The organism is Arthrobacter sp. AD-310, from assembly GCF_054656615.1.
The window spans coordinates 50,436-77,192 of record NZ_BAAHNO010000010.1; the positions used below are offsets into that span (position 1 = coordinate 50,436).

A 26,757-nucleotide genomic window follows, 5' to 3' on the forward strand; every position below is an offset into this window, starting at 1 on the left:
CCCCAATGCCATCAGCAACACGCCCCCGCAGGATCGGGATGATTGTCCCGTCCTCCAACACCTGCCTGGAGCCGCAAACCTACCGGATCCTGGGTGCCCGCACGGACGTGACCGTGCACTTCACGCGCATTCCGGTGACCAGGATTGCCCTTGACGCTTCCTCGGACCGGCAGTTCGACCCGTCCCTCATGCGCGAGGCCGCCCGGCTGCTCGCGACGGCGGACGTGGACGTTATCGCCTGGAACGGCACCTCGGGCTCCTGGCTGGGGCCGGGGCACGACCGGGACCTCATACAGGAAATCACCGCCGCCACCGGAATACCGGCCACGACGTCCACGCTGGCCTACCTGGAGGCGTTCCGGACCTTCGGCACTGAACGGATCGGCCTGTTCACGCCCTACACGGAAGACGTCAACCGCCAGGTGATCGCCGCCTATGAGCGGGAAGGGATTAAGACCGTGGACCACCGGGCGCTGGGCCTGAGCGACAACGAATCGTTCGCGCGCGTGACCGACGACGAGATGCGGCCGGGTTCGCTCGAGCTCGCCGCAGCCGCCCCGGACGCACTCGTATACCTGTGCACCAACCTCTACGGCGCCAACATCACGGCCGGGATCGAACAAAGCACCGGGGTTGCCGTCCTGGATTCCGTGGCAGTGACGCTGTGGCACGCGCTGAAGCTGGCAGGCGCACCGCTGCTGGACCCCCGCTGGGGCCGGCTGCTGGCATAGGACCGCCGCCGGGCGCCTACATCCGCAAGGTGAGGGCGGAGGGCTCCAGGGTCATGCGGACGTGCCGGCCCTGGCCCTCGTGGTCCCCGTCCAGCTGGTAGTCGTCGTCGTGCTCCAGGGTGACTTCCACGGCCTTCCCCTGGAAGTACTCCACGGCGGTGTCCTTGTTGCGGCCCTTGCCGATGATTCCGGCCAGCACCGACAGCCAGCCCAGGCGGCCATGGTGCGGCGCCAGGACGGCGACGTCCAGCAGCCCGTCATCCACCTTGGCCTCGGGAAAGATCTCCAGGCCGCCCTGCACCTTGCCGCAGTTGCCCACCATCACGCTGCGGACCCCGCGGTGCACCACCCGCTTGCCGTCGATCACGATGGTGGCCTTGACCGGCTTGCCCGGAAGGTTACGGATGCCGGCATCGACATACGCCAGCCAGCCCACCTTGTGCTTCAGTTCCTCGTCGGTGTCGGCCATGATGGTGGCGTCGTAGCCCATGCCGGCCATCACCAGGAACAGCTGTTCCTTGTCCGGGTCCTTCCGGTGCGCCCGGACGACGTCGATCTTCCGCTCGGTCCCGGCGAACGCACCGGCCATGGCGGCGTCGTAGTCCGTGATGTCCATGCCGAGGTTGCGGGCCAGCAGGTTTCCGGTGCCCAGCGGCAGCAGGCCCATCGGCACGTCGGTGCCGGCCAGTACCTCTGCCACGCAGCGCACCGTCCCGTCGCCGCCGCCGGCGATGATGATGTCCGCACCCTGCGCCAGCGCGTCCTTCGCCTGGCCGACGCCGGGGTCCTCCTTGGTGGTCTCGAACCAGAGCGTCTCACCCCAGCCGTTTTCCGCCGCATGCTTGGCGGCAAGTTCCTTGACGTCGATTTCCACCGTCTTCGCCGGGTTGATGATGATTGCTGCGCGCTGGGGGGCAACGGGAGGAGTGGCAGTCATGGTGTCCTTCGCTGGCGGATGGAAAGGCTACTTATGAAAGAAGAGTAGCGTGCCGCCCCGGGGTCCGTTGCACCGCGCGGCTACAGGGCCTTTACCGCGCCCAGGACCTGGGCCAGGGAATCCTTGGCGTCGCCAAACAACAGCGAGGTCTGCGGCTCGTACAGCAGGTCGTTTTCGATCCCGGCGAAGCCCGGCCGCATGGAGCGTTTGAGGAACACCACCTGCCGCGCCTCCGCCACCTCCAGGATGGGCATTCCGTAGATGGGCGACCCCGAGGTTGTCTTGGCTGCCGGGTTCACCACGTCATTGGCACCCACCACCAGCGCCACGTCCGCCGTCTTGAACTCGGGGTTGATCTCGCCCATTTCCTTCAGCGATTCGTAGGGCACGTTTGCCTCGGCCAGCAGCACGTTCATGTGCCCCGGCATCCGGCCGGCCACCGGATGGATGGCGAAGTCGACGTCGATGCCGCGGGCCTCCAGTGCGTCGGCGAGTTCGGCGGCGGTGTGCTGCCCCTGCGCCACGGCCAGGCCATACCCGGGCACGATGATCACCCGCTGCGCGTAGCCCAGCAGCACCGCCACGTCCTCCGGGCTGGAGGACCGCACGGGACGGTCGCTCACGGCGGTGGATCCCGCCGTCGAACCTCCCCGGAAGGCGCCGAACAGGATGCCGGCCACGCTGCGTCCCATCGCGGCCGCCATGGCCCGGGTGAGGATGGTACCGGAGGCGCCCACCAGCGTGCCCGCGACCACGAGCAGCACGTTGCCCAGCACCACACCGGAAGCGGCCACGGCCAGGCCGGTGAAGGCGTTCAGCAGCGAGATCACGATCGGCACGTCCGCCCCGCCCACTGGCAGCACCAGCAGGACGCCGGCCACCAGCCCCAGGGCCAGGAGCAGCACCGCGAGCGCGGGGGAACCGGTCAGGACCACGACGACGGCGGCCGCCACCGCGGCGAGCAGCACCACCGCCATGACCACAGGGAGTCCGGGGAACACGACGGGGCGGGTGGTCATCAGTTCCTGGAGCTTGGCGAACGTGACCCCGGACCCCGCGAACGAAACAGCGCCCACCAGGAGTGTGAACACGATGGCCAGCCGCACCCAGGGGTTGTCCGTGTGGGCCAGTTCGAGGAGTGCGACCAGGGCGGCTGCGCCGCCGCCCACCCCGTTGAACAGGGCTACCAGTTGGGGCATCTGCGTCATCTTCACGCGGCGCGCCACCGGGGCTGCGACCGCAGTTCCCACGGCAATGGCGGCCAGGATCCACGGGATGTTCTCCAGCCGGACTGACAAGAACACGGTGACCACTGCCACCAGCGCCCCGAACGCGCCGACCAGGTTGCCGCGGCGGGCGGTCCGCGGGGAACTGAGCCCGCGCAGGGCCAGGATGAAGAACACGGCGGCGGCGAGGTACAGGAGGGCTGTCCACTCGGGGCTGAGGAGGCTCATTTACCCTCCCCCTTCGATGCCGCTGCCCGGGTGACGTCCTTCTTGGCGTGGAACATGTGGAGCATCCGGTCCGTGACCACAAAGCCGCCCACCAGGTTGGCGGTGGCGAGGACGACGGCGAGGAGGGCCACCACCAGGACCCACGGGTCGGTTGCCTGGCCGGCAACGATGATGGCGCCCACCAGGATGATGCCGTGGATCGCGTTGGCTCCAGACATCAGGGGTGTGTGCAGCGTACTGGAAACCTTGGACACCACCTCGAACCCCACAAACACGGCCAGAACCGTGATGGTCAGCAGGCTCATCCCGTCCATCAGAGCACTCCTTCCTGCCGGGCCCTGGTTCTGTCGCCGAGCAGCTCCGCGGTGGGCTGGTGCCTGACACCGCCGCCGTGGGTGAGGCAGGCACCTGCGACCACTTCGTCGTCGAAATCCGGGGCTACGGTGCCGTCCCGCACCATCAGTGCCAACAGGTTCGCCACGTTCTTGGCATAGAGCCGGGACGCGTCAAACGCCATCGCCGAGGCGGGATCCTTGAGTCCGACCAGGGTCACGTGGCCGGCGCCGTCGGCGGTCGGGACGGGGATGTCCGCGCCGGGGACCACGCCCTCCACGTTGCCGCCGGACTCCGCGGCGAGGTCCACCACGACGGATCCGGGCCGCATCCCCTGCACCATCTCGCGCGTCACAAGGAGCGGTGCGGGCCTGCCCGGGATAGCCGCCGTCGTAATCAGCACGTCCGCCTGTGCCACGTGCGGTGCCAGAAGCTGGCGCTGCCGGGTTCCGGCGTCGGAGCTGAGCTGGCGGGCGTAGCCGCCGGCTGCTTCCGCCGTTTCAAGGTCGAGCCGTACGAACGTGCCGCCCATGGACGCTACCTCGTCGGCGGACGCGGGGCGGATGTCATTGGCGAAAACCCTGGCACCCAGGCGCTTGGCCGTGCCTATCGCCTGCAGCCCGGCGACGCCCGCGCCCAGCACCAGGACCCTGGCGGGCGGCACGGTGCCGGCGGCGGTCATGTACAGCGGGAAGAACCGGGGCAGGCGGATGGCCGCTTCCAGGACGCAGCGGTAACCGGCCACCAGGGCCTGGGAGCTGAGCGCGTCCATGGACTGGGCCCGGGAGATGCGGGGCACCAGCTCCAGCGCGAACGAAGTGATGCCGGCGTCCGCGAGCGCCTCGACAGTGGGCAGTTCGGACGACGGCGATGCGAGCCCCACCGTGACGGCCCCCTGTTTGAGGTTCCCGGCGGTGTCCGGCTGCAGCGGCCGAACATGCGCGAGGATGTCCAGCCGGGCAAGGTCGAGGTCCGGGACGACTGCTACGCCGGCCTTGCGGTACTCGCCGTCCGGATACCCTGCGGCGGCGCCGGCACCCTCCTCGATGAGGACCTCCAGGCCCATCGCCGCCAGCTGCTTGACCGTTTCCGGGGTGGCGGCAACACGCCGCTCGCCCTCCCGGCGTTCCCGCGGAATCCCCAGTTTCACCCGCCGACTTCCCTTCCAGACGAGTGCTGCGGCGGCTCTGCTGCCTAACCCGGGTGGGGCGGGGGTCGCGGAGCGGCGCTGCTGCACGTAACTGGCTAGAGTCTATGGCCCGAGCAGCCGCGGCGGGAGTAGCGGGGGTTATTTCATGTACCGGCCGGCGCCATGAGACCAGGGCTCACTCCGCAGGGACTGTCCCTGCGCAGCGACACGGCGCCAGAGGCCGCAGGTGTGCACGCCGCCGCGGCCCGGGATCAGCCGCGGGCGGTGAGATCGGCGGAAATAAGTTTTGCGGTGGCCACGGTTTCCTGTGCCACCGAAGCCAGGTACGCCTCCGGGTCCGGCTGGCCGGCCACGGACTGCGCCTGCAGCGAGACGTTGACGGCGGCCACAACCTTAGGTCCGTCATGCACGGGCGCCGCCACGGACATCAAGCCGAGTTCCAGCTCCTGGTCGAGGACGCACCAGCCCTGCGCCCGGACCTTCTCCAATTCCGCCAGCAGGTCGGGAACGGTGCCGATGGCCCGCGGTGTGAGTGCCTTGATGTCCGCCACGGCCAGGTACTCCTGCAGCGCGGCGGGCGGCAGGTACGCGAGCAGCACCCGGCCCATGGAGGTGGCGTAGGCCGGGAAGCGGGTCCCCACCGTGATGCCGATGGTCATGATCCGCCGCGTGGTTACGCGTGCGATGTAGGCGATGTCCGTCCCGTCCAGCACAGCCGCGGAGGTGGACTCCCCCAGCTTCAGCGAGAGTTCCTCCAGGTGCGGCTGCGCCAGTTGCGGCAACGACAGCCCCGACAGGTAGGCATACCCCAGCTGGAGCACCTTGGCGGTGAGCGCGAACGTCTTGCCGTCCGTGCGCACGTACCCCAGCTCCACGAGGGTGTGCAGGAACCTGCGGGCCGTCGCGCGGGTCAGGTCCGTCCGCGCCGCCACCTCGCTGAGGGTCATCACGGGATGCTCCGCTCCGAACGCCCGGATCACCGCCAGGCCCCGCGCCAGCGACTGGACGTACTGGTCGCCGGCCTGCGGTGCGGGCTGGGCGGCTGTTGGGGCGGCGTTGGTCATGGTAACCAATCCTAGGCTGGCGGCAGGCTTATGGTTCGACGGATTCAACCTTCGACGGCGGGCGCGGCTTTGAGCGGGACCGGCACCAGTTCCTGGAGTTCTTCGAGGGTGATGCCGAAGGTCTCGCGGACGGTCACCCCGTCAGGGCCGGTGAGGAACACGGCTTTGTCCGTGTAGACGCGGGTGACGCAGCCGACGCCGGTGACCGGGTAGGTGCAGGCTTCCACGATCTTGGACGCGCCTTCGCGGGTCAGGAGCGTCATCATGACGAAGACGTCCTTGGCGCCGGTGGCCAGGTCCATGGCACCGCCGACGGCGGGAATCGCCCCGGGTGCCCCGGTGTGCCAGTTCGCCAGGTCACCGGTGGCGGAGACCTGGAAGGCGCCCAGGACGCAGATGTCCAGGTGCCCGCCGCGCATGATCGCGAAGGAGTCGGCGTGGTGGAAGTACGACGCGCCCGGGAGTTCGGTGACGGGGATTTTGCCGGCGTTGATCAGGTCTTCGTCGATCTCGTCGCCCTTGGCTTCGGGACCCATGCCGAGCATCCCGTTCTCCGTGTGGAGCGTGATGTTCTGATCCTCGGTGAGGTAGTTCGACACCAGGGTGGGCTGGCCGATGCCGAGGTTCACAAACGAACCCGGCGCAATGTCCTTCGCGACCAGGCGGGCGAGATCGTCCCGGCCCAGCGGCGTCTCGGAGGTTTGCAGGGACTTTTCGTTGGACTGGATGGTCATGTCAGGCCACCTTTCCGTTCGTGGAAACGTCGGCACCGCTGCTGGACACCTGGACGATGCTGTTGACGTAGATTCCGGGGGTCACAATGTTCTCCGGGTCCAGCCCGCCGGTCGGGACAATCTCGGAGACCTGGACAATGGTGTGCTTCGCGGCGGCAGCCATGATCGGACCGAAGTTCCGGGCGGTCTTGCGGTAGACGAGGTTGCCCTTGCCGTCGGCCTTCAGTGCTTTGATCAGGGCGACGTCGGCGTGGATGGGGGTTTCGAACACCTGGCCGCGGCCGTCGATGATCCGGGTTTCCTTGCCCTCGGCGAGCATGGTGCCGTATCCGGTGGGGGTGAAGAACCCGCCGATCCCGGCCCCGGCGGCGCGGATGCGTTCGGCCAGGTTGCCCTGCGGCACCAGCTCGAGTTCGATTTCGCCGGCCTTGTACTTGGCGTCGAAGTGCCAGGAGTCGGACTGCCGCGGGAACGAGCAGATCATCTTCTTCACCCGGCCTTCCTTGATCAGCAGCGCCAGGCCCTGGTCGCCCTGGCCGGCGTTGTTGTTCACCACGGTCAGGTCGGTGGCGCCACAGTCGAGCAGGGCGTCGATCAGTTCGAACGGCTGGCCGGCGTTGCCGAATCCGCCGATCATCACGGTGGAGCCGTCCTTGATCGCGGCTACGGCCTCCTGGACCGAATCAACAAAGTTCAACATGACCTATGCCTTCCTGGCAGTGACGTTTTCGAGGACAACGGCCAGGCCCTGGCCGACGCCAATGCAGATCGCGGCGACGCCCCAGCGTTCGCCGGAGGCCTGCAGGGACCGGGCGAGGGTACCCAGGATCCGGGTTCCGGAGGCACCGAGCGGGTGGCCCATCGCGATCGCGCCGCCGTGCCGGTTCACGATCGAGTGATCGATGCCCCAGGCGTTGACGCAGGCCAAGGACTGCGCGGCGAACGCTTCGTTAAGTTCGACGGCGCCCACCTGGTCCCAGCCGATCCCCGCCTTCGCGAGGGCCTTGTTCGCCGCCTCGACCGGGGCGTAGCCAAAGTACTGCGGATCGTTCGCGTGCGCGCCGCGCCCGGCGATCCGGGCCAGCGGGTCCAGGCCCAGCAGCCCGGCGGCAGCCTCACTGCCCACCCAGGCCGCGGAGGCGCCGTCGGACAGCGGTGACGCGTTGCCCGCCGTGACCGTGCCGTTCTCGGCCCGGAACACCGTCTTCAAACCGGCGAGCTTCTCCGCCGTAGAGCCGGGGCGAATGCCCTCGTCACGGACCAGGTCCGTGCCGGGCACCGGGGCCACGAGGTTGTCGTAGAACCCCTCGTCCCAGGCCGCCGCGGAGAGGTTGTGGGAGTTGGCGGCGAATTCGTCCTGCGCCTCGCGGGTGACTCCGTACTTCTCCCGCAGCCGCTCGGTGGCCTCGCCCAGGGAGATGGTCCAGTCCTTGGGCATGGCCTTGTTCACCAGGCGCCAGCCCAGCGTCGTGGACGCCAGGGTCATGTCCCCGGCCGGGTACGGCTTCTCCGTCTTCGGCAGCACCCACGGCGCCCGGGACATCGACTCGGCCCCGCCCACCAGGACAAGGTCGGCGTCGCCTGCGTTGATCTGGCGGGAGGCGATGATCGCCGCATCCAACGACGAACCACAGAGCCGGTTCACCGTGGTTCCGGGAATGGACACGGGAAGCCCTGCCAGCAAGGTGCCCATCCGGGCGATATTGCGGTTCTCCTCGCCGGCGCCGTTCGCGTTGCCGAACACCACCTCGTCAATCCGCTCGACATCAAGGCCCGGGGCCCGCTTCACGGACTCGCCGATCACGTGCGCGGCAAGGTCATCCGGACGGACTGCTGCGAGGCCGGAGCCGAACTTACCGAACGGGGTGCGCACGGCTTCGTACACAAAAGCCTGGTTCATGGTTCCTCTGGTTCTCTGGGACCCAACTGACTGGCAGTTAATGTCGTTTTGAGGGCCCAAAACGACATTAACTGCGAGCTAGTTGGGTGGGGATGGGGTGGGGATTGGGGTGGCGTGGGGGTCAGTTGTCCGGGTGGGTGCTGTCAGTGGCAGCGTTGTCCACTTCGCGGAGAACCTCCTGGGCGGTCTTGAAGGCCGTGTTGGCCGACGGGACGCCGCAGTAGATGGCGGTCTGGAGCAGGATTTCCTTGATCTCGTCCCTGCTCAGGCCGTTGGTGAGGGCTGCCCGGATGTGCATGGCGAGCTCTTCCCAGTGCCCGTGGGCCACCATCGCGGTGAGCGTGACGGCAGAGCGCATCTGCCGGGTCAGGCCCGGCCGGGTCCAGATCCCGCCCCACGCGATCCGCGTGATCATGTCCTGGAAGTCCTCGGTGAACTCGTCCTTGTTGGCGTTGGCCCGGTCCACGTGCGCATCGCCAAGGACCTCGCGGCGGACGGCCATGCCGCCGTCGTAAATTTCGCGGCTGGTGGCGTCCGGCTGGACCACCCCGTTGCGCTCCGGGTTTGCTGGGGTGCTCATGCTGTTGCTCCCTTCGATTCGGCCCACGCCAGCAGGCCGGCCATCAGTTCGGCGACGTGTGCCGGGGCCTCGGCGGGCGCCAGGTGGGCCGCGCCCTCCAGCGTCACGGCCGTGGCGGTACCGCCACCGGCGGTGATGCCCGCAGCCACCTCTTCAGCCATCGACGGCGGTGCGACGCCGTCCAGTGCCCCGGCGACCACCTGGGTGGGAACCCGGATGCTGCCGAGTTCCGCCCGGACGTCGAAGCCGGCCAGCGCCTCGCAGCAGAAGGCATAGCTGAACCGGTCCGCGTCGCGCAGCGAGTGCAACAGGCGGCTGCTGAACTCGGGTTCGCGGTCCATGTAGCCCGGCGCGAACCAGCGCTGCGCGGAGCCCTGGATCATCACCGGGGTGCCCTGGCTGCGGACCGTTTCGGCACGTTCCAGCCACGCCTCTGCGGTGCCGATCTTGGCTCCGCTGTTCTGCACGGACAGGCTCTTCAGCCGTTCACCGTGCTTGATGCCCAGCTGGAGGCCTACAGCACCGCCCAGGGAAACGCCGGCATAGTGGAAGCTTTCACCCGGTGCGATCGAATCAATAAGGTCCACGACGGCGTCGGCCAGGGCGGCAACATCGAAGGCTTCAGTGGCCGCGGGTGAGACGCCGTGGCCGGGCAAGTCCCAGGCCACGACGTCGTAGTCCTCTCCGAGGAGGGACGCGGCGCGGTTCCAAAGAATCGAGGAAGTACCCAGCGAGGACCCCACTACCAGGAGGGGGTGCTGGCCGAAGGGGCGCTGGGGTGAAAGCAGTGCGGCTTTCAGGACGGGTTTAGCCACGGCTGGCTCCGTTCGCGTCGGTGTCTGCGGGTGGGTGGACGGCGAAGTCCGGGTAGGCGCCAAGGATGCGGCGGGAGATTTCAGCGGCCTGGCCCACGTAGCTGGCCGGATCCAGGAGCTCCTCCAGCCGGAGGTCGGTGACCAGTCCGGCAGGGACGGCCTGGCGCAGCAGTTTCCAGTAGGCGGCCGCCTGCTCGGACGGGTGGGCCTGGAGGGTCTGGTCCACCACGTCCTGGAGCTGCTGTTTTCCGGTGCGGCCGTCGAGTTCCGGGAGCAGGGGCGCGACGGCGGCGCTGACACCCTCAGCCAGCAGCAGCGGTCCGGCCAGGTCGAGGTTCCGGCGCATCGCGTCCGGGAAGACCTGCAGCCCTTCGGCCAGCTCACGGACATGCCCGGCAGCGCCGAGCGCCAGGGCGAGGAGCTGGCGGAGGGCCGGCCACTCGGTGTGCCAGGCGCCGTCCGGGCGTTCGTCATTGAAATTGGCGGCGGCCAGGTGCAGCTGGGCGGCCAGGCCCGGGGCCTGCAGTGCCGCGCTGCGGACCAGCACCGACAGCACCGGGTTCTGCTTCTGCGGCATGGCGGAGGAGACGCCCCGGCCGGCAGCGCGCGGTTCAGCCAGCTCAGCGACCTCGGGCCGGCTGAGGAACAGGACATCGGCCGCGATTTTGCCGAACGCATCCAGCACCGCCGCCAGGGCGTGCCCCAGCGAGGTGATGGCCAGCCGGCTGGTGTGCCACGGCGCGGGCGCCGGGGCGAGGCCCAGCTGGGACGCCAGGGCGTCGGCCAGGCCGAAGGGGGTAGCCGGCGAGTCCGCGGTGAGCACGGTTCCGGCGGCCAGGGTGCCGGCAGCTCCGCCGTACTGGACCGGGAACTCCAACTGCTCCAGCTGCCGTCCCGCGGCCGCCAGGCCCTGGAACCACTGAGCGGCCCGCAGCCCGAAGGTGAACGGCAGCGAATGCTGCGTCAGGCTCCTGCCCACGCACAGTGTGTCCGCACGCTGTACGGCCAGGCCGGCGAGCGCCGCCGTCGTGCCTTTGATATCGGCGAGCACGGCCTCGACGGTGTTGCGGGCCAGCAGCATCAGCGCGGTGTCCAGGACGTCCTGGCTGGTGAGCGAGGTGTGCACGGCCTTTCCCGCGCCGATACCGGCGGTGTCCAGCGCGGCCACCTGCTTGCGGAGGTCCGCCAGCAGCGGGATCACCGGGTTCCCGCCGCCCTGGGCGCGGCGGGCGATGTCGGCGGCGTTGTACCGGCCGGCCTGAGCGGCGGAAGCCACGACGGCGGCAGCACCGGCAGGCGCCAGGCCCGCCTTTTCCAGCACGGCGGCCCAGCCGGACTCGACGGCGAGGATGGCCGCGAGCACGGCGTCGTCCCCCGTCAGCGCCGCCACCAATGGCGACGCCGAGACGGGGCTGAGCAGGCCGGCCTCTCCCAAGGCGGGGGTGTGCGTCACTGGAAGTCCAGGAAGACTGTTTCGCCCTCACCCTGAAGGCGGATGTCGAACGTCAGGCCGCCGTCGGGGTCCCGCCGGGCGATCAGGGTCTTGCGGCGTTCCGGGTCCAGGGACGACAGCAGGGGATCGTTGGCCAGCGCCTCGGTGTCCTCCGGCAGGTAGATGCGGGTGAACAGCCGGTTGGTGAGGCCGCGGGCGAAAATGGCGACCGAAATAAAGGGCGCCGCCGCTGCTTTTCCGGGTACAGGCTTGGTTGGACCGGGGTTGACGGTGGTGAAGGTATAGACGCCGGAGTTGCCAACGGCGCTGCGGCCCCAGCCGGTGAAGGTGTAGCCGTCGCGGACCAGGGAGCCGGTGCGCTGGACGATGTTGCCGTGGGCGTCGGGCTGCCAGATTTCCAGGATCGCATCCGGGATCGTCTGGCCGGCGCCGTCGTAGACGGTGCCTTGGAGCCGGATGGACCCGGCCGAGCCGGGGGCCAAAAGTTCATTGTCCTTCTCGAACGGCAGCGCGTAGCCGTAGAAGGGCCCTACTGTCTGGGCGGGGGTGGGTACCAGCTTGGTGCTCATTGTTCCTACTCCTCGTCATCCCCGGCGTCGCCGTATGCTTCGTTTTCCGTCCAGGTCCGCTTGGGTCCGGTCAGGACGATGTCCCAGTTGTAGCCGAGCGCCCATTCGGGCTCGGTGAGGCTGTGGTCGTAGGTAGCCACCAGCCGGTCGCGGGCGTCCTGGTCCACGATGGTCTGGTAGATCGGGTCCAGCGGGAACAGCTGGTCACCGGGGAAGTACATCTGGGTGATGATGCGCTGGGTGAACTCGGAGCCGAACAGCGAAAAGTGGATGTGCGCCGGCCGCCAGGCGTTCAGGTGGTTCTTCCATGGGTACGCGCCGGGCTTGATGGTGGTGAACCGGTAGGAGCCGTCGGGGCCGGTGATGCAGCGGCCGATGCCCGTGAAGTTGGGGTCGATGGGAGCCGGGTGCTGGTCCCGCTTGTGGATGTACCGGCCGGAGGCGTTGGCCTGCCAGATTTCCACCAGCTGGCCGGCCACGGGGCGGCCGTCACCATCCAGCACCCTGCCGGCCACGATGATCCGTTCACCCTGGGGTTCGCCGTTGTGCTGGATGGTCAGGTCCGATTCCAGCGCATGGACATCCTGGTGGCCGAACGCGGGCGAGTACAGCTCGATGGTTTCCGGGTCCGTGTGGTGCAGGCTCTTGGTGGGGTGGCGCAGGATGCTGCTGCGGTACGGCGGGTAGTCCAGCCGGGGCTGGGTTTCCGCCGGGGCGCCGTCCTTCAGTGCACGGGCGTAGGCGTCGGCCAGGCTGTTGATCTCTGCGCTGAGCTGGGCCTGCGTTTCGGCGGCGGCGTCCAGGGGCGCGTGTCCTGCCTTGGGCTCGGCAGCCGGGACGAGTTCGTCCGTGGTGGCGTTGGCTTCGTGCGGCACGGCTGGCTCCTTTCGGGTGGTTGGTTAGGTAGGTAGGGGTGAAGTCAGTGGCGGTGCAGTGAGTCGTATTGGCGCTGGTCGTACTGGACCGAGTGCCGGACGGGGGCGTTGGGGGCACCGTAGCCGTCGTACCTGCCGCGGCGTTCCACCATTTCGAAGAACACGCTGCCCACGGTGGCGGTGTAGAAGTGCAGGAATTCGCCGTCGGCGTCGCGGTCGTACAGGAGGTTGAGTTCCTTCAGGGTGGCCAGGAAGCCGGGCTCGAGGTCGAACCGGGCGTCAAGGTCCTCGTAGTAGTTCGCCGGGATCTGCAGGAAGTCCAGGCCCCGGTCCCGGGCCGAACGGGCGGTGGCCACCAGGTCATCCACGGCGAACGCAACGTGCTCCTGGTAGGTCTTGTGCCCGGCAGCCTGCTGCCCGGGGGCCTGTTGTATAGGGGCCTGTTGTATGGGTGCCAGGTTCAGCACGAGCCGCACGGCGCCGTCGGTGGTTTCCATGACCTGCGAACGCACCAGGCCGCTGGGGCTGGGAACTTCCGCGAAGGGCTGCGGTTCGAGGGCCAGCGCGCTCGTGTAGAAGAGGACAGCTTCGTCGAAGTGCTGCCAGGGCTGGGCGAGGTTGACGTGGTCGATCACGGCGCTGGTTCCGGCGCCGGGGTGCTCCAGGCCCTCCCCGAATTCGCTGGCCTGCCCAAATTCCGCGGTCCACGCGGCGGTGCCGTCCGGGCTGCCCTGGCAGAGGAAGATCTCGGTGGAGTCCGGAGCGGAGATGCCCTGGAAGACCTCTTCGTCGGCCTGGACTTTGCGGGCCACCACGGGCGCCTTGAGCTGCTGGGCGCGGGCCGAGGCAATCACGGGGGAATCGACGTCGAAGCCCAGGGCGGCAATGGCCGGTTCCGCGTGCGAGGCCGCCTGTTCGTTGATGATCACGCGGGCCTGGCCCATGGTCCACAGCTGGACGTCCTTGGTGCGGTGCCGGCCCTCGAAGACGAAGCCCAGCTGACCCAGCAGCTTCTCCAACTGCGCGGTGTCGTCCGCCTTGACCTCGGCGAAGTTAAAGCCCGCGGGTTCGTTCACCTTGGGCAGGGTGGCCAGTTCCATGGGATAACGACGGCGGAGGCCGGCGCCGCTGCCCGCCGCACCAACGGGTTCGTTCCCGGCCAGCCACTTGGCGCTCTGTTCCTCAAGCCAGATCAGTGACCGCATGGCGTCCACCGCGGTGCGTTCGACATCGGACTGGCGGAAGACGTCGTTGAACACCTCCAGCGAGACCGGCCCGGTGTACCCGGCGCGGACCACGTGGCCCATGAACTTGGCCAGCTCGAACTGGCCCTCGCCCGGGAACACCCGGTAGTGGCGGCTCCAGGACAGGACGTCCATGCTGAGCTTGGGGGCGTCGGCCACCTGGACAAAGAAGATCTTCTCGGGATTGAAGGATTCAATGTGTGAGGTGTCCCAGTCGCGGGACAGGATGTGGAAGGAGTCCAGGCACGTGCCCAGGTTGGGGTGGTCCACCATCTCCACGAGGCGGTAGGCATGCTCGTAGTCATTGACGTACTTGCCCCAGGCCAGTGCCTCGTAGGCGACCTTGATCCCGTGGTCTCCGGCCAGTTCCGCGAGCTGGGCGAGCTGTTCGGCACGCACTGCGTCATCGTCAATGGTGGCCGTGGCAACGTTGGAGCAGACCAGGATGGTGTCCATACCCAGCCGGGACATGAGCTTGAACTTGGCCTCGGCGCGCCGGAGGTTGCCCTTGAGCAGGTCCGGTGTGACGCCGTCGAAATCCCGGAACGGCTGATAGAGGTCCAGGCCCAGCCCGAGGTCGGCGGCCATCGTGCGGACCTGCTCCGGGCTGAGGGGCGAGGTGACCAGGTCCTGTTCGAAGATTTCGATGCCGTCGAACCCGGCGATGGCGCAGGCCTGCATCTTTTCCTTCAGGGTGCCGGAGAGGCAGACGGTGGCGATTCCGGTGCGCATCAGGCGGCCACCTCCTCGGCGGCCACGAGCTCCAGGAAGTGGGAGCGCATCCGGTCCGGGTCGGCGTCGAGGCCGGTGAAGATCCGGAAGGCATCCGCGGCCTGGCCCACGGCCATCCGGCCGCCGTCCAGTACCTCGCAGCCCTTGGCGCGGGCACCGCGGACCAGTTCGGTGTCGATGGGGCGGTAGACGATGTCCGCCACCCAGTGGCGTGCTTCCAGCAGGTCCAGGTCGAGGGGGACCCCGGGGTGGGCGGCCATGCCTACCGGGGTGCAGTGGACCAGTCCGTCGGCCAGCGGCATCAGCTGCGGCAATTCCGCCGTCGTCCGTGCCGTCACGGTGGCGTCCGGGAAGAGGCCGGACAGTTCCGCGGCCCGGGCTGCGGCGCGGTCGGCATCCATGTCCACGAGGTCGAGGGCGCGGACACCGGCGGTGAGCAGGGCGTAAGCGACGGCGGACCCGGCGCCACCCGCCCCAAGCTGGACCACCCGGTCCAGCCGTGCGCCGGGAAGGCCGGAGGCCAGGGCGGCGGCGAAACCGGAGAAGTCTGTGTTGTGGCCGATGAAGCGGCCGTCCCGGATCACCACGGTGTTGACGGCGCCGAGCCGGCGGGCGTCCGGGGTGATCTCATCCAGGTGCTGCAGGACGAGCTGCTTGCAGGGATGGGTGATGTTCAGGCCGTTGAAGCCCAGGGTGCGGGCGCTGTGCAGGATCTCGCCGACGGACTCGCCCGGCAGGCCCAGTTCCAGAAGGTCGATGGGCCGGTACAGGTAGCGCAGGCCCTGCACATCACCTTCGCGTTCGTGCATGGGCGGGGTGAGTGACGGCATTACGCCGTCGCCGACCAGTCCCACCAGGTAGGACTCAGTTCGATTACTCATCCGTGCAGCTCCTTTGGTAACGGCACCGGGGCCGGCATAGCGGCAGTTTCCGGTGTTGGAAATTAGCGTACAGCAATTGTTCGTTTAGCGCACTAGTGTTCGTATGACGAACGACGAGGGTCTCAGCGCTGCGGAAGGCGCGCGGCAAGCTCGGCAGCAGCGTCCTGCAGCAGTGGCACGTGAGCCTTGAGCTCTTCAAGGCTGAGCCGGAAAACCGGCACGGCGGTTGCCAGGGATGCGAACGCGTGCCCTTGGCCGTTTAGCAGGGGCACGGCCACGGCGCGCATGCCGATCTCGTTTTCCTCATCCATCACGGCGTAGCCCTGGCGCCGGACCTGGTCGATCTCCCGGCGGAATGCATCCCGGTCCGTGATGGACTTTTCCGTGAGCTGTTCCAGCGGCAGCTCGGCCAGGAGCTTTTCCCGCTCGGCATCCTCGGCGAAGGCCACCAGGGCCTTGCCGACGGCGGTGGCGGACAGGGAGCCCAGGTGGCCGGGGTCGCTGGTCACCCGGAACATCTGCGGGCCGTCCACCTTGTTCACCGTCAGGTGGTGGTGGCCGTCGCGGACGCTGAGGATGGTGGCCTCGCCGGTCTGCTCCGTGACGCGGCGAAGGACCGGCATGGCCGCGCCGGCGAAGCCGTGGTGATTCGACACGCGCTGGCCCAGCTGGAAGATGCGCAGGCCCAGGTGGTAGCGGCGGCCGTCCGGCTCGTAGTCCACGAATCCGTCCCGGGCCAGGGAGCCGAGCAGGCGGTAGGTGGTACTGAACGGCAGCTCTGCCCGGCGCGAGATTTCGGCAGCGCTGGCACCGCGGGGTTCATCCCCCAGCAGGACCAGCAGGCCCAGGGCCTTGCCCACCATGTCGGTGCCGGCGGCGCGCTCCTTCCCGCCGGAGCCCTTGGCCTCCGGCGCATCAGCGGGAACGTCATCGGCCACTGTGGTTTGCTTCACATCCATAACCCGATGTTGCCACAATGTGAGAGCTATTTCTAGATGGTGATTATTTTCTTGACAGGTGACAGGCGCCACAGCCATCATTGCTGTATTGCAAAAGTAGCTCTCACCATGTGGCTACTTGTCGGGTCCTTCGACTCCAGCCGCAACGCGCCCCGCCCGCACCAAGGCCGCGGCGGCTGCGACCCAGATTCATCCGCGACAATGTCGTCACACAAAGGAACTCCCCCATGAGCCAGACACTTCCGTCCGCCGGAGCGGGTACCGCCACCCATGCCGGGACGCCCAAAAAGGCTGCCCTCGCCAGCTTCCTGGGCAGCGCCGTCGAGTACTACGACTTCTTCATCTTCGGGTCCGCAGCGGCGCTGATCTTCCCCACGGTCTTCTTCCCCGACGCCGACGCCAACGCCGCCATCATGTCCTTCGCCACCTTCGGCTTCGCCTACGTGGCACGTCCCGTGGGAGCCGTGATCCTCGGCCACTTCGGCGACAGGATCGGCCGCCGGAAGGTCCTGATGTTCACCCTGATCCTGATGGGTGCCTCCACCTTCCTCATCGGCTGCCTGCCCGACTTCAACACCGTGGGCTGGTGGGCGCCGGCGCTGCTGGTGCTCGCCCGGCTCTGCCAGGGGCTCTCCGCCGCCGGTGAGCAGGCAGGTGCATCATCGATGACCCTGGAACACGCTCCGGACAACCGCCGTTCCTTCTTCACCTCCTGGACCCTCACCGGCACGCAGGGCGGCCAGATCCTCGCCGCCCTGGTGTTCATCCCCGTCCTCGCACTGCCGGACGACATCAAGTTCGGCATCGGCTGGCGCATCCCGTTCTGGCTCAGCGCCGTGGTGGTGGTTGTGGCATTCTTCATCCGACGCACACTGCACGAACCGCCGGCCTTCGAGGAAGCCCAGAAGTCCGCCCAGATCTCCAAGCTCCCCGTCGCCGACCTGCTCAAGGGCCACTGGCGCGATGTGCTCCGCGTCATCTGCTGCGCCTTCATCGCCGCAGTCTCCACCGTCTTCGGGACCCTCGCCATCAGCTACGCAAAGACCGTCGCCGGCGTGGACGGCACCATCACCCTGTGGCTCGTGGTCGGCGCCAACCTGGTGGCCCTGGGCACCCAGCCGCTGTTCGGCATGCTGGCCGACAGGATCGGCCGCAAGCCCGTCTTCATCTACGGCGCCCTCTCCAGCGCCGCACTGACGCCCCTGTTCCTGCTCAGCCTGGAATCCGGCAGCGTTCCGCTGATGTTCCTGGCCGCAATCGGCATGTTCTCCTGCGGCTATGCAGCCGCCAACGCCGTCTGGCCCTCCTTCTACGCCGAGATGTTCAGCACCAAGGTCCGCTTCTCCGGCCTCGCCATCGGCACCCAGCTCGGCTTCCTGATGGCAGGCTTCGCCCCGGCGATTGTCGCGGCCATGGGCGGCATCAAGCCGGGCGGCTGGGTGCAGATCAGCATCTTCACCGCGGTCATCTCCACGATTGCAGCGATCTCCGCGCTGACCGCCAAGGAATCCTTCCAGGTCCCCACCAAGCAGCTCGGCCTGAAGTAGTTTCCGCCGGGGAGCCGTGCGCTCCTGCCCGGTTACTCCACGAAAGCCCGCCATTCTTCCCCGGAATGGCGGGCTTTCCATGTTCGGCCCATGGTCCTGGCCGCGGTAAGTGGGCAGGACCGCACGACGACGGGCGGCCGCCGGGCGGGTCCGCCAGGGCAGGCGGGCTCGGGCCTAACCTAGGGCCGGCCGGTTTCGAGCACGGCGGTGAGGTCGAAGTTGACCGGCTCCTCCAGCTGCGCGTAGGTGCAGGATTCCGGGTCACGGTCCGGCCGCCACCGGTTGAACTGGGCCGTGTGCCGGAACCTGTCGCCTTCCATGTGGTCGTACCGGACCTCTACTACCAGCTCCGGCCGGAGCGGCACGAAGGACAGGTCCTTGCCGGCGCTCCAGCGGCTGCCTTCGGCGTTCCGCGGCGTCCGTTCGCCCTCCTCCTGCTTGGCCCACGCCCACGGGTGGTTGTCGAAGTCGGTGACCAGCGGCTGCAGCTGTTCGTACAGCTCCTGGCGCTTCTTCATCGGGAAGGCGCCGATCACGCCCACGCTGGCCAGGCCGCCGTCGTCCTTGTAGAGGCCGAGCAGCAGCGAACCGATGGCGTCCGGCCCGCTCTTGTGCAGCCGGTAGCCGGCCACCACGCAGTCCGCCGTGCGCTCGTGCTTGACCTTGAACATCACCCGCTTGTCCGGCTCATACCGGCCGTCGAGGCGTTTGGCCACGATGCCGCCCAGCCCGGCGCCTTCGAACTGGTTGAACCACTGCCCGGCAGTGTCCTTGTCCGTGGTGGCCGCTGTGAGGTGGACCGGGGCCTTGGCTGCGGCGAGCGCCTTTTCCAGCGCGGCCCGGCGTTCCCCGAAGGGCCTGCCGGTGTAGTCGTCATCGCCGAGGGCCAGCAGGTCGAACGCGACGAACGACGCCGGCGTCTGCCGGGCCAGGAGCTTAACGCGGCTGGCGGCGGGGTGGATGCGCTGCTGGAGGGCGTCGAAGTCCAGCCGGTCCCCGGAGGCGCCGACCAGCACAATTTCGCCGTCCACCACGCACCGGGGCGGGAGGTTCTCCTTCAGGGCCGCGACGAGTTCCGGGAAGTAGCGCGTCATGGGCTTTTCGTTGCGGCTGCCGATTTCCAGGTCGTCACCGTCCCTGAAGATGATGGACCGGAACCCGTCCCACTTGGGTTCGTAGCTGAGCTCTCCTCCCTTTGGGATGCCGTCGATGCCGCTGACTGACTTGGCGAGCATGGGCGGCACGGGCGGCATCACGGGAAGTTCCATGAGCCCATTCTTGCCCGGCGGGAGGCCGCGGCGGAACCCCCGGCCCGGCAGGGCCGGCGGAAGTCCTGGCTGGTCAGTCTGCCAGCAACCACACCACGAGGATCAGCGCGGGCGCCGCGGCAGCTGTGGATAGAAGGATGGTTTCCCGCGCCACCGCCAGGCCGCGCCCGTACCTGCTGGCGAACAGGAACACGTTCTGGGCCGGCGGCAGGGCGGCCATCAGGACCACGCCCAGGAGCATGTGCTGGTCAAGGTTGAACAGGTACCGTCCCAGAAGATATGCCACCAGCGGCATCCCTGCCGACTTGAGCGCCGTTGCGGTCAGGATCTCGGCCCGATGCCCGCCGCTGCCCAGCATCCGGCTGCCGCGCAGGGACATCCCGAAGGCCAGCAGCACCACCGGCACCGCCGCGCCGCCCAGCAGGGTCAGCGGGGCCATGACCGGCTCGGGCAACCTGACGTGGAATGCCGCCAGCACCGCGCCCAGGAGGGTGGCAATGATCATCGGGTTCCGGAACGGCTGGGTGAGCAGCAGCTTTGGTGAGAACCGTCCGGCGGCGGAGAGGTCCAGCAGGGTGAGGACCAGGGGTGCCAGCAGGAGCAGCTGGACCAGCAGTACGGGGGCCACCGGGGTCGCGTCGCCCAGTGCGTACAGGGTGATGGGGATGCCAATGTTATTGGCGTTGACGTAGGAGCTGGCCATGGCCCCTACGGCGGTTTCAGCCAGCGGGCGGCGGAAGAACAAGCGGCTGATCCCGACATACAGCAGGGCGGTGACAATCGCGGTAAGAAGCGCCAGCGGAACGTACGCGGAGAAGACCGCTGAGATGTCCGACTCCAGGACCACAGTGAACAGCAGGACCGGGTTGGTGATGAAGAAGGCGATTTTCGTCAGCGCGGACACGGTAGGCTCGCCGCCCAGCCCGCAGCGAGCGGCAACGTACCCCACAGCAATCACGGCGCCGATCACCGCAAGCCCGACCAGCACGCCGCCCATTGAGGTCCGTCCCTTCCCGTCCCGCTTCGGGCTTCTCCGGCCCGAATGCAGTACTACAAGCCTCCAACTTATCCGACAAGTAGCCTTTGCCTGCACCTGTTTCCGGCTGGCCCTCGACACGCGCCGCGCAGGACGATAGAGGTTAACGATGGTTACCGTCGGTTTTCACGCATCGCATGAACAGATCAGCCCCGGCCAGCTGCTCAAGGACGTCCAGCACGCGGAACGCGCGGGCTTTGACGCGGCCATGTGCTCGGACCACATCGAGCCGTGGTCCGAGCGGCAGGGGCACTCCGGCTTTGCCTGGTCCTGGCTCGGCGCGGCGCTGGCAACCACCGGCCTGCGGTTCGGCGTGGTGACAGCACCCGGCCAGCGGTACCACCCCGCCGTCATCGCCCACGCCTCCGCAACCCTCGCCTCCATGTTCCCGGGCAGGTTCTGGTTCGCCCCGGGCAGCGGCGAAAACATGAACGAGCACGTCACCGGGGACGCCTGGCCGCCCAAGGACATCCGGCAGCGCCGGCTGGAAGAGTGCGTGGACGTGATCCGCCGCCTCCACCGCGGCGGGGAAGTCACCCACCGGGGGCTGGTGACCGTGGAACAGGCGCGGATCTGGGACGTCCCGGAAACTCCGCCACCACTGATCGCACCGGCCATCAGCGTGGACACCGCCCGCCGGGCGGCCGCGTGGGCGGACGGCCTGGTCACCGTCAACCAGCCGGCGCCGAAACTCCAGGAAATGCTCGCCGCTTACCGGGACAACGGAGGCCAGGGGAAGGCCGTCCTGCAGGTGCACCTGTCCTGGGCCGGGAGTGAGGAGGAGGCCGCGGCCATCGCTTTGGACCAGTGGCGGACCAACACGTTCGCACCGCCCGTCCCGTGGGACCTGCCCACAGCGGGCCATTTCGACGGCGTCGGCGAGCACGTGCGCGAGGAGCAGGTCCGCAGCTCGGTCAACGTCTCCGCCAGCCTTGACCGGCACGTGGACTGGCTGGGCGGATACGCGGAGCTGGGGTTCGACGAGCTGTACCTGCACTTCGTCGGGCAGGAGCAGGCTCCCTTCATCGACGCGTTCGCCGCGGACGTCCTGCCGCAACTGCGGACCCCGGAAACCGCGGCTGCCGGAACCCCCGCGGAACCGCAGCTGGTCCGCACTGCCGCCAGTCCGGCGTCGGACGCCCGCGCATGAGGCTCGCCGAGACCTCCGACCTGTGGTGGAAGAACGCAGTCATCTACTGCCTGGACGTGGAGACGTTCTTTGACGACGACGGCGACGGCACCGGTGACTTCGCCGGCCTCACCCAGCGCGTGGACTACCTCGCCGCGCTGGGGGTGACCTGCATCTGGCTGATGCCGTTCTACCCGTCCCCGGACCGGGATGACGGCTACGACGTCACGGACTTCTTCGGCGTCGATTCACGGCTGGGCACGCTTGGGGACCTGGTCGAATTCATCCGCGCGGCGCGTGACCGGGGCATGCGGGTGATTGCGGACTTCGTGGTGAACCACACCTCGGAACAGCACCCCTGGTTCGTGGAGGCACGGAAGTCGAAGGACAACCCCTTCCGGGACTTCTACGTGTGGCGGCAGGACACTCCCCCGGACACGTCCTCGGAGGTCGTGTTTCCTGGTGAGGAGAACTCGCTGTGGACCCAGGACGAGGCGACGGGCGAGTGGTACCTGCACATGTTCGCCAAGCACCAGCCGGACCTGAATGTCACCAACCCAAAGGTCCGGGACCAGATCGCGAAGGCGATGGGGCTTTGGCTGGAGCTGGGGCTGGACGGTTTCCGGCTGGATGCCGTGCCGTTCTTCCTGGAGACGCGCGGGCAGCCGAAGGACGAGGCGGCGAACATTGACCCGCACGCCTACCTGGCGGCGCTGCGCAGTTTCGTGAGCCGCCGCAACGGCAGCGCGGTGCTGCTTGGCGAGGTGAACCTGCCCTACAAGGAGCAGTTGGAGTACTTCGGCGGGCCTGAGGGCAACGAGCTGAACATGCAGTTCGATTTCATGTCCATGCAGCACATCTACCTGTCGCTGGCCCGGCAGGACGCCCGGCCCCTGGCGGAGACGCTGAAGAGCCGGCCGGCCATCCACCCGGACAACCAGTGGGCGATGTTCGTGCGGAACCACGATGAGCTCACGCTGGACAAGCTCAGCGACGGCGAGCGGCAGGAGGTGTTCGCCGCGTTCGGGCCGGAAAAGAGCATGCAGATCTACGGCCGCGGGCTGCGCCGCCGGCTGCCGCCGATGCTGGGCGGGGACCCTGAGCGGCTGCGCATGGTGTATTCCCTGATGTTCTCGCTGCCCGGCACGCCCGTGCTGTTCTACGGCGAGGAAATCGGCATGGGCGAGGACCTGCGGCAGAAGAGCCGTGCCGCCGTCCGCACGCCCATGCAGTGGAACAACGAAAAGAACGGCGGCTTCTCCACAGCCAGGGCCGCGGACCTGGTGGCCCCGCTGGTGCGCGGCGAGTACGGGCCGGAGCACGTCAACGCGGCCGCCGGCAAACGGGACCCCGAATCGCTGTTCACCTTCATGGCCACGCTGATCGCACGGTACCGCGAGGCGCCCGAGCTGGGCTGGGGCCGGTTCGAGGTGATCGACCAGCCCGAGCCTGCGGTGCTCGCCCACACGTGCAGCTCCGACGGCGGGACGCTTGTTCTGCTGCACAACTTCGGCGAGGACACGGTGAAGGTCAGCGGGAAGGTGGGGCCGGAAGACGGCCCGGCGCAGGCGTTCCGCGGGGCCATGCTGCTGGACCTGTTTGACGGCGACAACGCCGCCCTGGACCCCGACGGCGGTTTCCAGGTTGAGCTGGGCCGGTACGGCTACCGCTGGTTCCGGGTGCACCGCAAGGGCGACCGGCTGGCGCCGTGAGTGTGCGTTGCTCCTGCGGCATCCAAGAGAGGCGGGCGGCGTAACCCGGCCGCCCGCCGTCGTGCTTTGTGAAAAGATCAACCATGCGCGCCATGCAACACTCCAGCAAACTCCAGAACGTCCGGTACGAACTCCGCGGGCCCATCCTGCAGGCCGCCAAGAACATGGAGGCCGAGGGGCACCGGATCCTGAAGATGAACCTCGGGGACACGGCGCCATTCGGGCTGGAAGCGCCGGAGTCCGTGGTGGTGGACATGATCCACCACCTCCGCGGCGCGCAGGGCTACAGCGACTCCAAGGGAATCTTCACCGCCCGGACGGCCATCTCGCAGTACTACCAGACCCGCGGCCTGATGAACATCGGCGTCGAAGACATCGTGATCGGCAACGGCGTCAGCGAACTGATCTCCATGTGCCTCCAGGCGTTCATGGAAAACGGCGACGAAATCCTGGTCCCCGCGCCCGACTATCCGCTCTGGACCGCCGCCGTCACCCTTACCGGCGGCAGCCCGATCCACTACCTCTGCGACGAGGCCGAGAACTGGTGGCCGGACATGGCCGACGTCGAGGCGAAGATCACCAGCCGCACCAGGGGCATCGTGATCATCAACCCGAACAACCCCACCGGCGCCGTCTACCCACGGCACATCCTGGAACAGTTCGCCGCCCTCGCCCGGAAGCACAACCTGGTCCTCTTCTCCGACGAGATCTATGAAAAAGTCCTCTACGAGGACGCCAAGCACATCCACACCGCCGCCGTGGCCGAAGACGTCTGCTGCCTGACCTTCAGCGGCCTGTCCAAGGCCTACCGGATGCCCGGCTACCGTGCGGGTTGGGTGGCCATCACCGGACCGCTCGCCGCCACCGCCGGCTACAGGGAAGCCCTGGAACTGCTCGCCTCGCTGCGGCTCTGCGCCAACGTCCCCGCCCAGCACGCCATCCAGACCTGCCTGGGCGGCTACCAAAGCATCGAGGCCTTGGTGAAGCCGGGCGGCCGGCTCCGCGAGCAGCGCGACCTCGCCCACAAGCTCCTCACCGCCATTCCCGGCGTGACCTGCGTGCCGGCGTCGGGCGCCATGTACCTGTTCCCGCGCCTGGACCCGGAACTGTACCCGATCGCCAGCGACGAAAAGTTTGTCCTTGACCTCCTGCAGGAACAGAAGATCCTGGTTTCCCACGGCACGGCCTTCAACTGGCCCACGCCGGACCACTTCCGCTTCGTGATCCTCCCGTCCGTCCTGGACATCGAGGAAGCCGTGGAGCGGATCGCAACGTTCCTGGCCGGCTACCGCAGCCGCGGCGGAGCCTGACCGCGGGCGGCAACCACGGGCGGGCGGCAACGAGGGGCGCCCGGGGAAACAACAGCGGCTCGAAGAACTTACGGGCAGCTAACGGCCGGGAAACGGGCGCGCAACATTGCCGCTCCACACTTGGTAGTGCAGGCAAGAGCCGGCACCAGCTCCAGCCAGGAGGCCCCGCCATGTTGAAGAAAGCGACCACGCATGTAACCAGAGTCCGCGCCCTGGACCAGCTCCACCGCGGTGACGAAATTGAAGCCCGGCTCTCCGTCGGCCCCTCCTACGACGACGTGGTGATCCGCCGCGGCAGCGTCCAGGAAACAGCGCCGGGCATCGGCGTCGTCTGGATTTTGGACCGGATCACGGGCCTGCGCAAGGCAATCAATACGGACGAATGCAGCGTGTGGCGGATCGCCTGACCAAAGCATTCAAAGCACGACGGCGGCACAACAGACCGCGGCGGCGGGTGTAGTCAGTAAGGACTGCCCGCGGACGCAGGTCCGGGCTTCACCCGCCGGCCACCGACTGGATCACCAGCACCTCCTGGCCCGGCGCCACCTCGGTGTCCAGCCCCTGCAGCCGCCGCACCTCGTCGCCGTCCACGTAGATATTCACGAAGCGGCGCAGCGCACCCGTCTCGTCACGGAGCCGCCGGCCGAGCACCGCGTAGCCGGACGTCACCGCATCCAGCAGCTCTCCCACGGTCACTGGCCCGTCGGCGGGCGCAGTCAGTACGGACTGCCCGCCGGCCAGGGGCTGCAGCACCCCCGGCAGCACAACGGTGATCTCAGGCACCGGCCACCACTGCCGCCCTGACACAGAGCACGTCCGGCAGGTGGGAAGCCACCTCCGTGAACGTTTCACCCTCGTCCGCACTCGCGTACACGGCCCCGCCACGGGTGCCGAAATAGACCCCTGCCGGCTCCGCGGTGTCCACGGACGCCGCGTCACGCAGCACGCTGTTGTACTCGCCGGTTGGCAGGCCGGATGCCAGCCGCTTCCAGGTGGAACCGGCGTCGTCCGTCCGGTGGACCGCCAGCTCGCCGTCCGGCGGGATCCGTTCACCGTCCGCCTTCAGCGGCACCACCCAGGCGGTCCCCCCGCGCCGTGGGTGGGTGAGCATCACAAAACCGAAGTCGGCGGGCAGGCCGTCCGCGATGGAGTTCCAGCTATCGGCGTTGTCGTCCGTCCGGTACACGCCGTGGTGGTTCTGCGCGTACAAACGGCCGTCGACGGCGGCATCCGCGGCGATCTTGTGCACGCACTGCCCGAATTCAGGGTTGGGATCAGGCATGAAGTACGCGGAGATCCCCTTGTTGCGCGGCTCCCAGGACGTGCCGCCGTCGAGCGAGCGGTACACCCCGCCCGTACTCATGGCGACGTGCACCGTCTCCCCGGCCGGATGGACCACGATGGAGTGTGCCGCGGCGCCGCCATACCCGGCACCCCACTCGCTGCGGTGCGGGTGGTCCCAGAGGCCGCGGTTCAGTTCGAAGTGTTCGCCGCCGTCGGTGGATTTCCACACGGAGATTGGCTCCGCTCCCGCCCAGACGACGCCGGGCCGGGAGTCGGCGTCGGGATAAATCTGCCAGACCCGTTCCACCGCAGCGCCGGTGTCCTCCGGGAACTTGATGGCACCCTGCTCCGGCTCGGACCAGGTGGCACCAAGGTCATCGGAGTGGGCAACGGTGGGTCCCCAGTGCTCGCTGCGGACACCCACCATGATGCGCGTGCGCCCGTCCCGGGTGTCGATGCCGATGCTGGGGATCTCGCTCATCAGGAAGTGCGGACCCGTGAAGGACCATTCACGCCTGTCGGGGCTGGTGGCCAGCCACAGGCCTTTTTTCGTACCAATCGCCAGGACAAAACTCTCCGCGGATGCCATGCCCACCATGCAACCACCGCCGCGGGAAGCCCGCAACGGTTTTAGAGCCCCTGCCGGCTCCGGGGACCCGGTTTGGGCAACCTAGTCCACGAACTCGGACTGGGTTTCGATGAAGTCCCAGTCGGCCTCCGTGAGGACGGCGCCGGGATTGTCCGGGTGAGGCCCGCCCGCCTCGGCGATGCCCTGGACCACCGCCAGCGGCAGCTCCTCGGCCCGGAGGTTCTCCCGCAGCCATTCCTTGGTTTCCAGATCCAGGTCCAGCCACCACATGTAGATTTCCATGACAGTTCCGCCCTTCCCCTTTTTGCTTCAACGTTAGGCTCGGGGCAGGGCGACCTTCAAGGGTTCTCCCGCAGGCAGGATGCCTCCTTGGGAGAACAAGTAGTCGTCCCCCATTTCCGCGTAGGAACAGGTATCGCCGCACGTCAGGCGCGTACAAAGACGAGTACTTTCTACTCGCGACTGGCCTGC

General features: G+C 68.1%; 27 protein-coding genes. 6 read left to right on the forward strand and 21 right to left on the reverse strand.

Annotated elements, in window-relative coordinates; all coding sequences use genetic code 11:
- Positions 1–5: 5 nt before the first annotated feature.
- The gene (locus tag ACYQ1Z_RS06835) at positions 6–731 is read left to right on the forward strand and encodes a maleate cis-trans isomerase family protein (RefSeq protein WP_459791736.1); all 726 of its coding nucleotides are present in this window, start codon (positions 6–8) and stop codon (positions 729–731) included.
- 16 nt (positions 732–747) lie between these two features.
- On the opposite strand, the gene ACYQ1Z_RS06840 is transcribed toward ACYQ1Z_RS06835, so the two are convergent.
- From ACYQ1Z_RS06840 to ACYQ1Z_RS06915, 16 genes are all read right to left on the reverse strand, one after another.
- Positions 748–1,668, reverse strand: coding sequence for a diacylglycerol/lipid kinase family protein (locus tag ACYQ1Z_RS06840; RefSeq protein ID WP_459791737.1), 921 nt, complete (start codon positions 1,666–1,668; stop codon positions 748–750).
- Between the two features lie 80 nt (positions 1,669–1,748).
- A complete protein-coding gene (locus ACYQ1Z_RS06845; protein ID WP_459791738.1) occupies positions 1,749–3,122 on the reverse strand; it encodes an NAD(P)(+) transhydrogenase (Re/Si-specific) subunit beta in 1,374 nt (457 codons plus the stop codon).
- Positions 3,119–3,436, reverse strand: a complete 318-nt coding sequence (locus tag ACYQ1Z_RS06850) for an NAD(P) transhydrogenase subunit alpha part 2 (RefSeq protein ID WP_459791739.1) — start codon at positions 3,434–3,436, stop codon at positions 3,119–3,121. The genes ACYQ1Z_RS06845 and ACYQ1Z_RS06850 overlap by 4 nt, the downstream gene beginning before the upstream one ends.
- Positions 3,436–4,605 (reverse strand): Re/Si-specific NAD(P)(+) transhydrogenase subunit alpha, encoded by a 1,170-nt coding sequence (locus ACYQ1Z_RS06855; protein WP_459791740.1) that lies wholly within the window; start codon positions 4,603–4,605, stop codon positions 3,436–3,438. Before ACYQ1Z_RS06855 ends, ACYQ1Z_RS06850 begins: the two co-directional genes overlap by 1 nt.
- Positions 4,606–4,856: 251 nt before the next feature.
- The gene (locus ACYQ1Z_RS06860) at positions 4,857–5,669 is read right to left on the reverse strand and encodes an IclR family transcriptional regulator domain-containing protein (protein WP_459791741.1); all 813 of its coding nucleotides are present in this window, start codon (positions 5,667–5,669) and stop codon (positions 4,857–4,859) included.
- Between the two features lie 44 nt (positions 5,670–5,713).
- The gene (locus ACYQ1Z_RS06865; RefSeq protein WP_459791742.1) at positions 5,714–6,403 is read right to left on the reverse strand and encodes a 3-oxoacid CoA-transferase subunit B; all 690 of its coding nucleotides are present in this window, start codon (positions 6,401–6,403) and stop codon (positions 5,714–5,716) included.
- 1 nt (position 6,404) lies between these two features.
- The gene (locus ACYQ1Z_RS06870) at positions 6,405–7,103 is read right to left on the reverse strand and encodes a 3-oxoacid CoA-transferase subunit A (protein WP_459791743.1); all 699 of its coding nucleotides are present in this window, start codon (positions 7,101–7,103) and stop codon (positions 6,405–6,407) included.
- Between the two features lie 3 nt (positions 7,104–7,106).
- Positions 7,107–8,303 (reverse strand): thiolase family protein, encoded by a 1,197-nt coding sequence (locus ACYQ1Z_RS06875; RefSeq protein WP_459791744.1) that lies wholly within the window; start codon positions 8,301–8,303, stop codon positions 7,107–7,109.
- Positions 8,304–8,424: 121 nt separating this feature from the next.
- Positions 8,425–8,883 (reverse strand): 4-carboxymuconolactone decarboxylase, encoded by a 459-nt coding sequence (gene pcaC / locus ACYQ1Z_RS06880; protein ID WP_459791745.1) that lies wholly within the window; start codon positions 8,881–8,883, stop codon positions 8,425–8,427.
- The gene (locus tag ACYQ1Z_RS06885) at positions 8,880–9,698 is read right to left on the reverse strand and encodes an alpha/beta fold hydrolase (protein WP_459791746.1); all 819 of its coding nucleotides are present in this window, start codon (positions 9,696–9,698) and stop codon (positions 8,880–8,882) included. Before ACYQ1Z_RS06885 ends, pcaC begins: the two co-directional genes overlap by 4 nt.
- Positions 9,691–11,151, reverse strand: coding sequence for a lyase family protein (locus ACYQ1Z_RS06890; RefSeq protein WP_459791747.1), 1,461 nt, complete (start codon positions 11,149–11,151; stop codon positions 9,691–9,693). The genes ACYQ1Z_RS06885 and ACYQ1Z_RS06890 overlap by 8 nt, the downstream gene beginning before the upstream one ends.
- Positions 11,148–11,720, reverse strand: coding sequence for a protocatechuate 3,4-dioxygenase subunit alpha (gene pcaG / locus ACYQ1Z_RS06895; RefSeq protein WP_459791748.1), 573 nt, complete (start codon positions 11,718–11,720; stop codon positions 11,148–11,150). Before pcaG ends, ACYQ1Z_RS06890 begins: the two co-directional genes overlap by 4 nt.
- 5 nt (positions 11,721–11,725) lie before the next feature.
- Complete coding sequence (gene pcaH, locus ACYQ1Z_RS06900) at positions 11,726–12,595, reverse strand: protocatechuate 3,4-dioxygenase subunit beta (protein WP_459791749.1); 870 nt, start codon at positions 12,593–12,595, stop codon at positions 11,726–11,728.
- Between the two features lie 44 nt (positions 12,596–12,639).
- Complete coding sequence (locus ACYQ1Z_RS06905; RefSeq protein WP_459791750.1) at positions 12,640–14,571, reverse strand: bifunctional sugar phosphate isomerase/epimerase/4-hydroxyphenylpyruvate dioxygenase family protein; 1,932 nt, start codon at positions 14,569–14,571, stop codon at positions 12,640–12,642.
- Positions 14,571–15,452, reverse strand: coding sequence for a shikimate dehydrogenase (locus ACYQ1Z_RS06910; RefSeq protein ID WP_459791751.1), 882 nt, complete (start codon positions 15,450–15,452; stop codon positions 14,571–14,573). The genes ACYQ1Z_RS06905 and ACYQ1Z_RS06910 overlap by 1 nt, the downstream gene beginning before the upstream one ends.
- A 122-nt stretch (positions 15,453–15,574) precedes the next feature.
- Positions 15,575–16,411 carry an IclR family transcriptional regulator gene (locus ACYQ1Z_RS06915; protein WP_459791752.1) on the reverse strand — a complete coding sequence of 279 codons (837 nt, stop codon included), beginning with the start codon at positions 16,409–16,411 and terminating at the stop codon, positions 15,575–15,577.
- A 227-nt stretch (positions 16,412–16,638) separates the two neighbouring features.
- On the opposite strand from ACYQ1Z_RS06915, the gene ACYQ1Z_RS06920 reads away from it, so the two are divergent.
- Positions 16,639–17,958 carry an MFS transporter gene (locus ACYQ1Z_RS06920; RefSeq protein WP_459791753.1) on the forward strand — a complete coding sequence of 440 codons (1,320 nt, stop codon included), beginning with the start codon at positions 16,639–16,641 and terminating at the stop codon, positions 17,956–17,958.
- Positions 17,959–18,137: 179 nt separating this feature from the next.
- Here ACYQ1Z_RS06920 and ACYQ1Z_RS06925 read toward each other — a convergent pair whose 3' ends face one another.
- On the reverse strand, positions 18,138–19,226 hold the full coding sequence (locus ACYQ1Z_RS06925; RefSeq protein WP_459791754.1) for an ATP-dependent DNA ligase: 1,089 nt from the start codon (positions 19,224–19,226) through the stop codon (positions 18,138–18,140).
- 73 nt (positions 19,227–19,299) lie between these two features.
- Positions 19,300–20,223, reverse strand: a complete 924-nt coding sequence (locus tag ACYQ1Z_RS06930) for an AEC family transporter (RefSeq protein ID WP_459791755.1) — start codon at positions 20,221–20,223, stop codon at positions 19,300–19,302.
- Between the two features lie 148 nt (positions 20,224–20,371).
- Here ACYQ1Z_RS06930 and ACYQ1Z_RS06935 point away from each other — a divergent pair, with 148 nt between their 5' ends.
- The 4 genes from ACYQ1Z_RS06935 (at position 20,372) to ACYQ1Z_RS06950 (ending at position 24,820) form a co-directional block, all read left to right on the forward strand.
- Positions 20,372–21,412 (forward strand): TIGR03885 family FMN-dependent LLM class oxidoreductase, encoded by a 1,041-nt coding sequence (locus ACYQ1Z_RS06935; RefSeq protein WP_459791756.1) that lies wholly within the window; start codon positions 20,372–20,374, stop codon positions 21,410–21,412.
- Positions 21,409–23,103 carry an alpha-amylase family protein gene (locus ACYQ1Z_RS06940; protein ID WP_459791757.1) on the forward strand — a complete coding sequence of 565 codons (1,695 nt, stop codon included), beginning with the start codon at positions 21,409–21,411 and terminating at the stop codon, positions 23,101–23,103. The genes ACYQ1Z_RS06935 and ACYQ1Z_RS06940 overlap by 4 nt, the downstream gene beginning before the upstream one ends.
- Before the next feature lie 83 nt (positions 23,104–23,186).
- Positions 23,187–24,413 (forward strand): pyridoxal phosphate-dependent aminotransferase, encoded by a 1,227-nt coding sequence (locus tag ACYQ1Z_RS06945; protein WP_459791758.1) that lies wholly within the window; start codon positions 23,187–23,189, stop codon positions 24,411–24,413.
- A 170-nt stretch (positions 24,414–24,583) separates the two neighbouring features.
- A complete protein-coding gene (locus ACYQ1Z_RS06950; protein WP_459791759.1) occupies positions 24,584–24,820 on the forward strand; it encodes a hypothetical protein in 237 nt (78 codons plus the stop codon).
- Between the two features lie 88 nt (positions 24,821–24,908).
- Here ACYQ1Z_RS06950 and ACYQ1Z_RS06955 read toward each other — a convergent pair whose 3' ends face one another.
- The 3 genes from ACYQ1Z_RS06955 to ACYQ1Z_RS06965 form a co-directional block, all read right to left on the reverse strand.
- The gene (locus tag ACYQ1Z_RS06955; RefSeq protein WP_459791760.1) at positions 24,909–25,196 is read right to left on the reverse strand and encodes a MoaD/ThiS family protein; all 288 of its coding nucleotides are present in this window, start codon (positions 25,194–25,196) and stop codon (positions 24,909–24,911) included.
- Positions 25,189–26,295 carry a WD40/YVTN/BNR-like repeat-containing protein gene (locus ACYQ1Z_RS06960; protein WP_459791761.1) on the reverse strand — a complete coding sequence of 369 codons (1,107 nt, stop codon included), beginning with the start codon at positions 26,293–26,295 and terminating at the stop codon, positions 25,189–25,191. The genes ACYQ1Z_RS06955 and ACYQ1Z_RS06960 overlap by 8 nt, the downstream gene beginning before the upstream one ends.
- Before the next feature lie 72 nt (positions 26,296–26,367).
- On the reverse strand, positions 26,368–26,568 hold the full coding sequence (locus ACYQ1Z_RS06965; protein WP_459791762.1) for a hypothetical protein: 201 nt from the start codon (positions 26,566–26,568) through the stop codon (positions 26,368–26,370).
- Positions 26,569–26,757: the final 189 nt, after the last annotated feature.

Bases quoted from the DNA above. Each gene is read 5' to 3' on its own strand.
- ACYQ1Z_RS06860 (WP_459791741.1), bottom strand. From the start codon at position 5,669: ATGACCAACGCCGCCCCAACAGCCGCCCAGCCCGCACCGCAGGCCGGC.
- ACYQ1Z_RS06865 (WP_459791742.1), bottom strand. From the start codon at position 6,403: ATGACCATCCAGTCCAACGAAAAGTCCCTGCAAACCTCCGAGACGCCG.
- ACYQ1Z_RS06905 (WP_459791750.1), bottom strand. From the start codon at position 14,571: ATGCGCACCGGAATCGCCACCGTCTGCCTCTCCGGCACCCTGAAGGAA.
- ACYQ1Z_RS06845 (WP_459791738.1), bottom strand. From the start codon at position 3,122: ATGAGCCTCCTCAGCCCCGAGTGGACAGCCCTCCTGTACCTCGCCGCC.
- ACYQ1Z_RS06875 (WP_459791744.1), bottom strand. From the start codon at position 8,303: ATGAACCAGGCTTTTGTGTACGAAGCCGTGCGCACCCCGTTCGGTAAG.
- ACYQ1Z_RS06835 (WP_459791736.1), top strand. From the start codon at position 6: ATGCCATCAGCAACACGCCCCCGCAGGATCGGGATGATTGTCCCGTCC.
- ACYQ1Z_RS06840 (WP_459791737.1), bottom strand. From the start codon at position 1,668: ATGACTGCCACTCCTCCCGTTGCCCCCCAGCGCGCAGCAATCATCATC.
- pcaG (WP_459791748.1), bottom strand. From the start codon at position 11,720: ATGAGCACCAAGCTGGTACCCACCCCCGCCCAGACAGTAGGGCCCTTC.
- ACYQ1Z_RS06850 (WP_459791739.1), bottom strand. From the start codon at position 3,436: ATGGACGGGATGAGCCTGCTGACCATCACGGTTCTGGCCGTGTTTGTG.
- ACYQ1Z_RS06960 (WP_459791761.1), bottom strand. From the start codon at position 26,295: ATGGTGGGCATGGCATCCGCGGAGAGTTTTGTCCTGGCGATTGGTACG.
- ACYQ1Z_RS06950 (WP_459791759.1), top strand. From the start codon at position 24,584: ATGTTGAAGAAAGCGACCACGCATGTAACCAGAGTCCGCGCCCTGGAC.
- ACYQ1Z_RS06915 (WP_459791752.1), bottom strand. From the start codon at position 16,411: ATGGATGTGAAGCAAACCACAGTGGCCGATGACGTTCCCGCTGATGCG.
- ACYQ1Z_RS06925 (WP_459791754.1), bottom strand. From the start codon at position 19,226: ATGGAACTTCCCGTGATGCCGCCCGTGCCGCCCATGCTCGCCAAGTCA.
- ACYQ1Z_RS06920 (WP_459791753.1), top strand. From the start codon at position 16,639: ATGAGCCAGACACTTCCGTCCGCCGGAGCGGGTACCGCCACCCATGCC.
- ACYQ1Z_RS06945 (WP_459791758.1), top strand. From the start codon at position 23,187: ATGCGCGCCATGCAACACTCCAGCAAACTCCAGAACGTCCGGTACGAA.
- ACYQ1Z_RS06870 (WP_459791743.1), bottom strand. From the start codon at position 7,103: ATGTTGAACTTTGTTGATTCGGTCCAGGAGGCCGTAGCCGCGATCAAG.
- ACYQ1Z_RS06935 (WP_459791756.1), top strand. From the start codon at position 20,372: ATGGTTACCGTCGGTTTTCACGCATCGCATGAACAGATCAGCCCCGGC.
- ACYQ1Z_RS06940 (WP_459791757.1), top strand. From the start codon at position 21,409: ATGAGGCTCGCCGAGACCTCCGACCTGTGGTGGAAGAACGCAGTCATC.
- ACYQ1Z_RS06910 (WP_459791751.1), bottom strand. From the start codon at position 15,452: ATGAGTAATCGAACTGAGTCCTACCTGGTGGGACTGGTCGGCGACGGC.
- pcaC (WP_459791745.1), bottom strand. From the start codon at position 8,883: ATGAGCACCCCAGCAAACCCGGAGCGCAACGGGGTGGTCCAGCCGGAC.
- ACYQ1Z_RS06930 (WP_459791755.1), bottom strand. From the start codon at position 20,223: ATGGGCGGCGTGCTGGTCGGGCTTGCGGTGATCGGCGCCGTGATTGCT.
- ACYQ1Z_RS06965 (WP_459791762.1), bottom strand. From the start codon at position 26,568: ATGGAAATCTACATGTGGTGGCTGGACCTGGATCTGGAAACCAAGGAA.